Raw genomic sequence first — 11729 nt, forward strand, 5'->3', positions numbered from 1 at the left:
TCGGGCAACGAGGTTTCTGAAAGATATGCAGGGGTTTGTATGGCTCTAGATCGGAAACATTTAGGTAGAGAGAGCGCTCTTCTGGTGCTCTCTCTTGTTGTTTTAGGTGCGACGGTCGGCGTGCTGACGGTAACGCTTAGCCTTGCGGTCGCTGGTGCCGCAACGATTTTCTCTGAGCACCCCTTCAGCGTTTGGCTTCTCCCTGTAGCGGGTTTTGCAACGTACGGTATATATCGTGTTTTTCGCTTAGATTACTCATGGAATACGTCTCGGGTTATGGAGGCGATTCGTGACGGTCGGATGGTGCCAGTTGCGCTTGCGCCTGCAATCATGGTTGGAACATTTCTTACGGTTTTGTGTGGCGGTTCGGTAGGCATAGAAGCTGCTGCGCTTCAAATGGGTGCTGCGGTAGGTAGCATTGCTCCCGAGAGAGACGTAAGTGATTGCCGTAAGCTATTCGCTCGTGCTGCTATGGCGGCAGCGCTTGGCGCTATGCTTGGGACACCGTTAGCGGGAGCAGTATTTTGCTTTGAATCCTTAAGAGAAAGACCTGACTCAATACGCTGCGCGACTGCTCCGCTTGTTTCTTCTTTTGTCGCTTGGGCAATTGCCGATGCCTCAGGAGTGGCTTTTTTCGATATGCTCAAGTTTCCGGTTTTGATTGATATCGAAAGCGAGACTGTCATTCTTGTCGCTGTGTTAGGCGTATGTGCGGGCCTCCTTTCGTTGTTCTTTTGCTCTAGTTTGGGCATCTTGCGGAAGGGTTTAGCGCGTCTTGGTGCTCCTGTCTTCGCACTCGCGGCAGGTGGGGTTGTAACTGCCTTAATCGTTGGTTATGCCGATCTTTTTCACTATGAGGGGCTGCGCGTCTATTGCGGCACAGGCGCGGCACAAGTTGAGGCGGCATTGCTTGGAGCGTCTCTGCCTTGGTGGGCCTTTTTGGCTAAGATGGCGCTTACGCTCCTCACCTTTGCTGGAGGCTTTAAGGGTGGCGAGATAATGCCTGTTCTGGCTATTGGCGCGTGTCTCGGTTCCGCAATGTCAATGATTGTAGGATCATGTTGTGCAACAGAGACCGCATATTTAGGGCTCGTATTGGTGGAGATGGGCATCGTGTCGTTCTTTGCCGCCTGTACCAACTGCCCTTTAACAGCGCTGACAATGTGCTTTGAAGTCTTCGGCATGGGTAGCACTCTTTTGGCTTTGGTTGCGATAGCGCCTGCATTTTTAATATCTCGTTCGTCGAGCCTCTATCCTACAACGATTCCAACTGTTAAGCGGAAAACTCTATCGTCAACGAACTGCAGTCACACAAAGACACGATCAAAACACTTCAAATTGTTTAGTGACAATAACAAACGAGATCGTTGAATTTGAGTTGTGCGTGCTGCGTTGTGTGGCGAATGCGAGATATGAAGGCATCGCATGTTTTATTGAGAGCACATCTGATAAGATGAAGCCGCCGATAAATGGTGTAAGAATACTCGCATTAGCTTTTAAGGGAGCGAAGGATGACAATTAAGTACGCGCAGACTGCTTGGGCAGATATTAAGAGCTCGCCAAATTGGTTTGGTAAATTACTCCTCTTGAGCCTAGTGGCTATGATACCTATTTTTGGCACTATTGTTGTTTATGGCTATTTGTTGAACTGGACGCGTGAAATTGCTTGGCAGTACAAAACACCTCTTCCTCCGCGCATTTTCGGAAACGAAAACGGCAACCTTTATAAGCTGGGTTTCTTTGCTTTTGTGGTAAACATAGTTATTGCAGTAATTTTGAACGTTGTTAGTGTGATTCTTGACGGAGGAGCTCTAACAAGATCGCTTTCACATAGCGGTTACTTTATAGGGATGTACGGCTTAAGCTCTGTGTTTATGCCTTCAATAATTTCTATGGCAGTTGCAGTGTTTCTGACGCTTTTTAACTTTGCGAGTTATGCGCGTATGAGCATCTATGGCACGTTGAGCTCGGGCTTTCAGGTAAATAGGCTCTGGGAAATGATCCGTTTTGACGTAAAGGGATTGTTTAAGATTCTTGGCATGACCTTACTCATTATGCTGATTGCCTTTATTGCATTATCCATCATTGCCTCAATTCTCATTTTTGCCTTTATCTTTTTATTTGTAGGCGCGACGGGAGATTATGGATTCGCAACGCAATACTCACTCAGCAGATCACTGAGCTTTGGTTTAGGGCTTGGCAGTGTAGTGTTTTTGATTGCAATTCTGGCATTTTGCTATCTGACTGCAATTATTACTGTGTTTACTGACATGATGTGTTTTCGCGCGTTGGGCTATTGGGTTGCGCAGATGAACGTTGCGAAATGGGGCCCACAAGACACGCCTATTTTCGGCGCGGTGACCAATCAGCCAACGAATACAGCTTATGCTCAGCCTCAGCAGTATCAGCAGCCTTATACGCCGCCGGCTCCGTGGCAGCAGGGCGTCGCGCCGCAGCAGTCGGTGCAACCGCAACCGCAGCAGTCGGTGCAGCAGCAACCGCAGCAGCCGGTGCAGCAGCAACCCCAGGTTCCTCTGCAGCCGCAGCAGCCAGTACAGCAACAGGCGCAGCAACCTGCGCAGCAGTCACCTTCCGAGCCAAATAACCCCCACGAGGGTGCATAACGCAAGAAATGCGGTATAAGCGCATGTCTGATTTTTTGCCCATATCCAAAGAAGAGATGCTTGCTCGTGGGTGGGATCACGTTGATTTTGTCTACGTCTCGGGCGACGCTTACGTTGACCATCCCTCATTTGGGGCGGCTATTATTACGCGAGTTTTAGAGTCGCAAGGTTATAAAGTCGGCATCATAGCGCAGCCTGACTGGACCAACCCAGATTCTGTGCGCGTCTTTGGTCAGCCACGGTTGGGATTTTTGGTTTCAGCAGGGAATATGGACTCCATGGTTAACCATTACACTGTGGCTAAAAAACGCCGTAGCGATGACGCTTATTCGCCTGGTGGACAGGGTGGCAAAAGACCAAACCATGCTGCGGTTGTCTACAGTAATCTCATTCGCCGTACTTATAAAAAGACGCCCATTATCCTGGGTGGCATTGAGGCAAGTTTGCGAAGGCTTGCTCATTATGATTATTGGTCGGATTCCATAAAGCGCTCCATTCTGCTTGATTCAGGCGCAAATCTCATATCGTATGGCATGGGTGAGCGCTCAATAGTAGAGATTGCTGATGCACTCTCAGCTGGGTTGGCAATTGAAGATATCACCTTCATTAATGGAACGGTTTACAAGACAAAAAGCCTTGAGCACGTCTATGATGCTGTCATGCTGCCGAGTTTTGGCGAAGACAAGGCTGATCCACTTGCCTATGCGGCATCGTTTGCCATTCAGTATAAAAACTCAGATCCTTATTCGGGCAAGCGATTGGTAGAGCCGTATTCTGATCACGAATATGTCGTGCAAAATCCTCCAGCGGAACCACTTAATAGCGCGCAGCTTGATGCAGTGTTTCGCCTGCCTTATACGCGAAATTATCATCCGATATACGAAGCTGCTGGTGGCGTACCAGCGCTTTCTGAAGTGAAATTCTCGCTTGCCTCTAATAGAGGCTGTTTTGGCGAATGCGCGTTTTGCGCTCTGACTTTCCATCAGGGGCGCATCGTCACTGCGCGAAGCAAAGATTCGCTTATGGATGAAGCAAATCTGCTCATAGAAGACCCAGACTTTAAAGGCTATATTCATGATGTAGGAGGACCGACTGCCAATTTCTCAGGGCCGGCATGCGCCAAGCAAGCGCGCGCGGGGGCGTGCTCGCACAAGCGCTGTTTGTCACCGCAACCGTGTAAGCAGTTGGTTGCTGATCATGCTCCTTATCTGGATATACTTCGTGAATTGCGAGGCTTGCCGCAGGTCAAAAAGGTATTCGTGCGCTCGGGCATTCGCTTTGATTATATCTTGCTTGATAAAAAGCATGGTGGCGAATTCCTCTCCGAGCTCATGGAACATCATGTTTCAGGGCAGCTACGCGTGGCGCCAGAGCATGTTTCTGATAACGTGCTTTCAGTGATGGGAAAGCCGCCGCATGCGGTCTACGAACAGTTTTTGGCACAATGCAAAAAAGCCAACGACGCAACGGGCAAAGAGCAGTACGTGCTGCCATATTTGATGTCGTCGCATCCAGGGTCAACTCTAACAGATGCCATTGAGCTTGCAGAATACTGTCGTGATATGGGCTTTAGTCCTCGACAGGTGCAAGACTTTTACCCTACGCCGTCTACCATAGCAACGGTGATGTATGCCACGGGTGTGGATCCGCGCACAATGGAACCAATCTTTGTTGCGAAATCTCCCCATGAAAAGGCGCTTCAGCGTGCGCTCATTCAGTATAGAGATCCAAAAAATCACGACTTGGTTCGCGAAGCACTGCGCAAGGCAAAGAGAACCGACCTTATAGGATTTGGCGAAAAATGTCTTGTGCGACCTGAGCGCAAGAAGAGCCAAACAAAACAAGCTCATGAGCGTTCTGGTAAAAAGCGTCCAGGGAAACAAGATGCCCGAACGCCGTCAAGCAAGAAAAGACCGAGTTCTAAAAAATAGTTGACGCTGTCGTAAAATAGGTATGACACAATAACTAAGGTCTGCTTGAGAGACCATTGGTAGGCGTTGTGTTTCGCATTGCCTTATCTGTTTCAAGAGACAAGGAGTTTCTATGGCCAAATCTGCCACTGTTCCAACTATGGGCGCGCAAGACCCATCAGATGCCGTGCATGACGCACGGGTGTTGGGAAAGCCAAAAATGGTTATATTCGGCTTGCAACACCTGTTCGCCATGTTTGGCGCCACTATTTTGGTTCCCACGCTGACAGGTTTGTCAGTATCGGCAACATTGCTTTTTGCAGGAGTGGGAACACTCCTTTTTCATCTTATTACCAAAGGAAAAGTTCCGGCTTTTTTGGGCTCGTCGTTTGCTTTTATCGCCGGTTATGCAGCCATAGCGCCAGCAGGAGAGGCGCACTTGCTGCCCTATGCTTGTTTAGGCGTTGCATGTTCTGGATTGCTGTATTTGGTGCTTTCGGCGCTCTTTAAAGTGTTTGGGCCATTGCGTGTTATGCGTTTTTTCCCGCCAGTTGTAACTGGCCCTATTGTTATTTGTATTGGTCTTATTCTTGCAAGTTCAGCAATTGCAAATTGTGATACCAACTGGCCGGTTGCGCTTTTGGCAATTGCCACTATTATCGTGGCGAACATTTGGGGCAAAGGCATGATCAAGATTATCCCCATCTTGCTGGGTGTGGTGGTGTCGTATGTGGTAGCTGCAGTTGTTGGCTTGGTTGATTTTGCGCCTGTTGCAGAAGCTGCCTGGATTGGAGCTCCCTTCCTGTGGGACAACACAGTCTTTTCTCTCTTCGGGCCGAACTTTGATGCTGGTCTTGCTATCACGGCCATTATCACCATCATGCCGCTTGCTTTCGCCACTATGATTGAGCACATCGGCGACATGTCAGCTATTAGTTCAACGTGTAATCGCAACTATATTGCCGAGCCGGGTCTGCATCGTACGCTGTTGGGTGATGGCTTGGCTACCATGGTTGGATCATTGTTTGGTGCTCCTGCAAATACTACCTATGGCGAAAATACGGGTGTTCTTGCGCTTACGCGTGTATTTGACCCACGCGTTGTTCGTATTGCGGCGTTATTTGCAATTCTGCTTTCGTTTTGTCCAAAGTTTGCTGCCATTATTGCGGTCATGCCTGCGTGCGTGATCGGCGGTGTCTCTTTGGTGCTTTACGGCATGATTTCTGCGGTAGGTATTCGCAATTTGGTGGAAAACCACGTTGACTTTATGCAAACGCGCAATGTGCTGATTACCGCACTTATTTTGGTGCTCTCATTGGGTATTGCTTATAGCGCGGCAGGGGCTATCGTGTTGCCTGTTGGCTCTATTACCATCTCGCTATCTGGTTTGGCAGTAGGATCCATTGTGGGCATTATACTCAACATTATCTTGCCTGGTCACGAGCAGCCATGGGGCAATGAAAAAGAGACAGCGAATGATTCGGATAAACCGGAATTGACGCTGCCTCTTGAGGCTGATTTGGTTGATATGCCTTTGAGTGATTAGCGGTATATCATTGATTTGAAACGCGGCGCTTCAATAGAAGGCTTTGGGTTGTTTGCTATCGTATGAAGTTGGTAAAGGTTGCAACTTCAGGAGTGTGCGGCTCAAGGCCTTCTTTGCGCGCAAGTTCAAATGCTTTAAGCATATATGCCATGTTGGTACCCAGGATGCGCATACACTGCATGCCTTCTTCATCTTGGCGTACCTCATCAGGGTTAGCACCGTGCACCATGTTCCAATAACGTGACGAAACGATAGGCATTTGAGCAATGGTCATATATTTATTGAGCTGGTCGAATGTTGCCGTTGTTCCAGCTCGACGGGCGGAAGAGATAGCAGCTGCTGGCTTGAAATAAAACAAGCTTGGTCCTTCTGCTCGGGATCCTGCATAAAAGGCACGATCCATAAATGCGGTCATGTTTCCACTTGCTGCTGCATAATGAACGGGGGATCCGAACACAAAACCATCCGCTTCACGCGCTTTTTCTATAAAGACATTAACGACGTCGTCAAAAACGCATTTGTGCAGTTGGTCGCATTTTTTGCACGCAATACAGCCACCGATGGGTTTGTTTTGGATCCAAAATATTTCAGTTTCAATGCCGTCTTTTTGCAAGGCGCGCGCAACTTCTTCAAGTGCGGTATAGGTGCAGCCTTTTTGATGGGGGCTTCCGTTGACTAACAATACTTTCATTCTCTCTCCTTAGACTCAGTAGTATTCGCATGTGATTCGTCTTCAGTATAGCAATGCGAGCCAAGACTGGAGGTACGCTTGGCCGCTGCGTCTATAATTGCTTGCGCATGGCTGATCTGGTAGCGAAGACGCATGGCACGCGCATATGAGGCAGCGTCAGTAGTTGGTGTTAGGTGTAGCGCAAGTTCTGCCGCGCAAGATTTAAGCTCTTGTGTAGCTTCATGAAGCGAGCGTTCTGAGCGAAGAATGAGGCAGTTTGCTGACATGGTCTTTTGCATGCGTGCGGTAAGACGGGAGGCGGTTTCAGCATCAATGCCAGCAAGAGCATCCTTGGCGGGCTGGAAGCATGCTTGGACAACGGTGGAGGCGTTGACGGTGGGTTGTTGGCTCGCATGCAAAGCAGCTGCTCGTCCAGCACGCGTGCCAAAAACAAGGGCGCTTGCGCTTGCAAGACCACCAATGCGATCAGCTCCATGTACGCCACCGCTGCATTCGCCACATGCGTAAAGACCATTTATGCGCGTGAAGCCGTTTTCATCAATGGAAATGCCGCCATTAGCTGCATGTGCATAGGGTGCAATACGCATTTCGTCAGTAAGCCCAATGCCTGTTTTTTGTTGCAGCCAGGAAAAATAAACGCGGACGAATTCGGGGAGTGAATCGTGTGCCTGGTGTGGAGCATAGCGAGCGCGCAAGCCGGCATCTTTTGCGCGCGCCAAAGCAAAATCAACCTCACGCGAGATGCGCTCGGTGGTAAAAGGTCCGTGGCCACTGCGCGCCTGAAGGGCTGCTTGTTCTATTTCCGAGGGAAGCACAGATTCGTTGTGGGCATCGGTTAATTCTAAGTGTCGAAAGATCTTTTCATTAAACACAATACCTTCGCCCGTGCCAATAAGACCAGGCATGATCTGGATGAATTCAATGTTAGTTAACGTTGCGCCTACCGATGCTGCCATGCCTTGTACGCTACCAATAACGTCTTGTCCGGTGAGATATCGCGTAAAGAGGCCGCCTGAGCCTCCTGTTGCAAGAAGGACGCTTTTGGCGAAGAAATATACCAGCTCGCCAGCAGTCAGGCTTTCATCGTTATGGTCAAAGCAGCAAACGCCACACACTGAAGTGGCGCGATCTTGGGTTGCGGTGTGTTCTGTGTTGGCACGAGCCCCGATATAGGGAGCTTCATCGGGTGAACAAGGATCTGATGGGCAGGTAAGAAGCTCTAGTACCTCAAAACCAGGATAGAGAGCAACATTGTTTTCGCGCAACAGATGTCCGATTGTTGTTTCGTAGGGCGTACGTTCAATGCCGCGCCATGTGCGATGTTTATGATCAAAGCATGGAATGAACTCTTGTTCCTGCGCGTGTTCGGGGTATTTAAGCTGCACGCCTCTTCGTTCAAGGTCTGCAAGAACAAGGGGGGTCTCATGCACAAGATGTGCAACAAGTGCGGGGTCGGGAATTTGTTGACCAACGCGCAAGATGGTTGCAATGAACTCGTCTTCATCTTCGGCATTTTCTGGACCCACACATCCAAGGCCCCATGTTCCAGGATAAAAACTTGATCCGGAAAAGATTGGACCTAAGCTGACAAGCGCAACGCTTGCGCCTGTTTCGGCGGCAGTCAGCGCTGCCATTGTTCCGGCAAGTCCGCTTCCAACGACGACAACATCGTAGATAATGTGTTGCACGCTTACTTCCAATCACGTGTTATTGACATCAATGCGTTCATTGTAGCGTGGAGCAAACGGCTATACTAACGTTCATGAATAAACATACAACAAATAACCTTGCTCCTAATATTGATAATGTAGCGCTTATTATTGAGGGCGGTGGCTTGCGCGCATCGTATACTGCCGGAGCTATTGTGACGCTGCTGGAGCGTGAACTTTATTTCCCCAGTGTATATGGCATTTCGGCTGGCTCAAGCCATACGGTTAACTATCTTTCGCGTGATAAGCGCCGTGTTAAGTATTCATTTGTAGATTTCGTTACCGAACCGAATTTTGGTGGATGGGGAAGCTTTCTGCGCGGAAAGGGATTCTTTAATAGCCCTTGGATCTACGAAGGCATTGCCCAGGAGCTTGCGGGCACGGATTCGCCTTATGCATTTGACTTTGAGACATTCGCTCAAAACCCCGCTCAACTACATATAGAGGCATTTGATTGGGAGAGCGGTGAGACGGTTGCATGGACGCGCGAAGACATGCCAACCATGCGCGATATGATGCTTCGAGTCAGAGCGTCTTCTTCAATGCCGTTATTTATGCCTCCAACCGTGATTGATGGGAAAACGTATATGGATGGCGGTATGGGCACCAGTTGGGGAATCTCACTAGATGCGGCGCGGCGCGATGGCTATGAGCGCTTTTTCGTTATTCGTACGCAACCGCGAGGATATCGAAAGTCAGAAATGAGTGCGATGCAAAAGGCGCTTTTTCGGGCAGCATTTCGCACCCATCCGCTTGTTGCAGAAAAAACCATAGAGCGACCTTCTTACTATAATGCGCTTTGTGACGAGCTTGAGCGCTTAGAAGCCGCGGGTCAAGCATATGTTTTTTATCCTGATGAAATGCCAGTAACGAATCGTGAAATACGTGTCGAAAAGCTTCAGCATGCTTACGATTTGGGCTACGCACAAGCTCAGCGTGAGGCGGATGTGTGGGAGAGGTGGCTTGCATGAGTGAGGCAACATCAAAGCTTGAGCTTATTATGGGTGCTGACGGCGTGGAGCGAATTGCGCAATCGTGTGTCATGGTGCTGGGCTTGGGGGGCGTGGGCTCTAACTGTACTGAGGCGCTTGCTCGCGGCGGTGTTGGATCTTTTGTGTTAGTAGATCATGACATAGTGCAAGAAAGTAATATTAATCGTCAGGCTATTGCATTCATGTCCACTATTGGCCAAAAAAAGACTGAGGTCATGGCCAAGATGATTGCTGATATTAATCCTGCTGCACAGGTAATCACGCTTGATGAGTTTGTCTTGCAAGAAAACGTAAAAGCATTGATGGATACATGGTCTGCACGCGTAGATTATGTCATTGACGCAATTGATACGGTGTCCACCAAGTTGGCGCTTGCGCAATATGCCGATGCGCATGAGTTGCCCTTCATTGCAAGCATGGGGGCTGCCAACAAGCTTTATCCCGAGTGTTTTCATGTCTCTGATATCTATAAGACTAAAAACTGCCCGCTTTGTAGAATTATGCGTAAAGAGGGAAGAAAGCGGGGCATTCGCAAGCTTAAGGTGTTGTATTCGTGCGAAGAGCCTGTGGCGGTTGAGGTGCGTGAAGGGGCAACTCGTCGTGAGCGCTCAAACTTGGGAACTGCCTCTTATGTGCCACCGATTATGGGTCAGATGATTGCAGGTGAGGTCTTGCGCGAATTAGCTTTTGGCGAAAAGGGTTCTCACCATGCCCTATGACATGCATTGCCACTTAGATTTTTTTGCTGATCCTGCCCGACTTGCAGCGCATCTTAGTGCTAAACAAATTGGCGGCTTGTCGGTTACGGTGCAACCGTGTGATTACGTGAGCGCTCACCATGCTCTTGCTACCTCAAAAGGCTTTCGAGTAGCGGCTGGGCTGCATCCCTGGTGGATTGCGGCCGATGAGGCGCGCGCTCAAGCGCAAGTTGGTGAGCTTTTGGATCTCTTGCCAATGACTTCATATGTGGGAGAAATTGGCATGGATTTTAGCAAGCATACCCAAGCGTCCCCGGAGATCCAAGTGATGGTGTTTCGCCAGATTGTCCGCGAATGTGCGCGCTTGGGCGGCAAAGTTTTATCCCTTCATGGGGTGAAATCTGCATCTGTTATGCTTGACGAGCTGGAATCTGCAGGTACTTTGCGCAATAACACCTGCATCTTTCATTGGTTCTCAGGCTCTTCGCAAGATCTTATACGCGCGCGAGAGCTTGGTTGCAAGTTCTCAATAGGGATGCGTATGTTGCAGAGCGCAAAGGGACGCGAATACGTAAAGGCTCTTCCGCTTGATGCGCTTTTGCTTGAGACTGATTTGCCGCAAAAGGGTGATAAGCGGGAGGCAGCTTGCGTAGCGCAAGACATGCAACAGTCGTTGAAAGCGGCACTGGAACATCTTTTGCACGTCAAGCATGCTCGCGACGCAAGTTATACGACAGGGGAGGAGCAAGATGAAATGCTGGCTGATGCCATTGCGCAGCAAAGTGCAAAACTGCTGGTGTAGTTTTGCGACTAACCCTTGCGCCGAAACTTCGACAAAACTTCAAGTAACCAACTTGACTAAAACGCTCATCAAAAGGGAGAATAGTTTACACACGAAAGGAGCAGCATGTACATTACGTGCTTAGATCTTGAAGGGGTTTTAGTCCCTGAAATTTGGATCGCTTTTGCTGAGGCGAGTGGAATTAGTGAACTGACGCGCACGACCCGTGATGAGCCTGATTACGACAAGCTTATGACATGGCGTCTGGGTGTTCTTCGTGAACATGGGCTCGGTTTGGCTGAAATCCAGCAAGTCATTGATACCATTGATCCGCTTCCAGGAGCTAAGGCTTTTTTGGATGAGTTGCGTGAAATGGGTCAGGTGATCATTATTTCGGACACATTTACGCAATTTGCGCAGCCTTTGATGCGTAAATTGGGGTGGCCGACCATTTTTTGCAATGAGCTAATTGTGGGCGAAGATGGCATGATAGAGGACTTTTCTATGCGTTGTCCTGAGTCAAAGCTCACAACGGTTCGCGCTTTGCAATCATGTGGGTTTGACACTATTGCAGCGGGCGACAGCTTTAATGATCTTGGTATGATTGAGGCAAGCGCCGCAGGCTTTCTCTTTAGATCAACCGATGCTATTAAAGCAGCACACCCTGATATTGCGGCTTTTGAAGATTACGATGATCTTGTGGCGGCCATCCGTGAGGTTGTAGCGTAATTAAGCATTTTAAGGTAGTGTAGAAGGCGCCATATTCAGCGGCACTGCC

General features: G+C 49.1%; 10 protein-coding genes. 8 read left to right on the plus strand and 2 right to left on the minus strand.

Annotated features, from left to right (window positions below; genetic code table 11):
• Positions 1–39: 39 nt before the first annotated feature.
• The 4 genes from NFR28_RS07005 (at position 40) to NFR28_RS07020 (ending at position 6080) form a co-directional block, all read left to right on the plus strand.
• On the plus strand, positions 40–1371 hold the full coding sequence (locus NFR28_RS07005) for a chloride channel protein (protein WP_251179114.1): 1332 nt from the start codon (positions 40–42) through the stop codon (positions 1369–1371).
• Positions 1372–1511: 140 nt separating this feature from the next.
• Complete coding sequence (locus NFR28_RS07010) at positions 1512–2624, plus strand: DUF4013 domain-containing protein (protein WP_251179115.1); 1113 nt, start codon at positions 1512–1514, stop codon at positions 2622–2624.
• Between the two features lie 23 nt (positions 2625–2647).
• Entirely contained in the window at positions 2648–4555 is a 1908-nt protein-coding gene (locus NFR28_RS07015) for a YgiQ family radical SAM protein (protein WP_251179116.1), read from the plus strand.
• A gap of 112 nt (positions 4556–4667) precedes the next feature.
• Positions 4668–6080, plus strand: coding sequence for a uracil-xanthine permease family protein (locus tag NFR28_RS07020; RefSeq protein WP_251179117.1), 1413 nt, complete (start codon positions 4668–4670; stop codon positions 6078–6080).
• Between the two features lie 55 nt (positions 6081–6135).
• On the opposite strand, the gene NFR28_RS07025 is transcribed toward NFR28_RS07020, so the two are convergent.
• Together NFR28_RS07025 and NFR28_RS07030 are read right to left on the minus strand one after the other, a co-directional pair.
• Positions 6136–6771, minus strand: coding sequence for a flavodoxin family protein (locus tag NFR28_RS07025; RefSeq protein WP_251179118.1), 636 nt, complete (start codon positions 6769–6771; stop codon positions 6136–6138).
• Positions 6768–8459 carry an FAD-binding protein gene (locus NFR28_RS07030; RefSeq protein ID WP_251179119.1) on the minus strand — a complete coding sequence of 564 codons (1692 nt, stop codon included), beginning with the start codon at positions 8457–8459 and terminating at the stop codon, positions 6768–6770. The genes NFR28_RS07025 and NFR28_RS07030 overlap by 4 nt, the downstream gene beginning before the upstream one ends.
• A gap of 74 nt (positions 8460–8533) precedes the next feature.
• Between NFR28_RS07030 and NFR28_RS07035 the strand changes: the two genes are divergently transcribed.
• The 4 genes from NFR28_RS07035 to thrH all read left to right on the plus strand — a co-directional run bounded on the left by NFR28_RS07035 (position 8534) and on the right by thrH (position 11680).
• Positions 8534–9451: a patatin-like phospholipase family protein gene (locus NFR28_RS07035; protein WP_251179120.1), complete on the plus strand. Its 918-nt coding sequence runs from the start codon at positions 8534–8536 to the stop codon at positions 9449–9451.
• Entirely contained in the window at positions 9448–10191 is a 744-nt protein-coding gene (locus NFR28_RS07040; RefSeq protein WP_251179121.1) for a tRNA threonylcarbamoyladenosine dehydratase, read from the plus strand. Before NFR28_RS07035 ends, NFR28_RS07040 begins: the two co-directional genes overlap by 4 nt.
• Complete coding sequence (locus NFR28_RS07045; RefSeq protein ID WP_251179122.1) at positions 10181–10972, plus strand: TatD family hydrolase; 792 nt, start codon at positions 10181–10183, stop codon at positions 10970–10972. Before NFR28_RS07040 ends, NFR28_RS07045 begins: the two co-directional genes overlap by 11 nt.
• A gap of 105 nt (positions 10973–11077) precedes the next feature.
• Entirely contained in the window at positions 11078–11680 is a 603-nt protein-coding gene (thrH, locus tag NFR28_RS07050; protein ID WP_251179123.1) for a bifunctional phosphoserine phosphatase/homoserine phosphotransferase ThrH, read from the plus strand.
• The last annotated feature ends 49 nt before the right edge of the window (positions 11681–11729 follow it).

The sequence above is a fragment of the Adlercreutzia agrestimuris genome, assembly GCF_943193125.1.
Lineage (GTDB): Bacteria > Actinomycetota > Coriobacteriia > Coriobacteriales > Eggerthellaceae > Xiamenia > Xiamenia agrestimuris.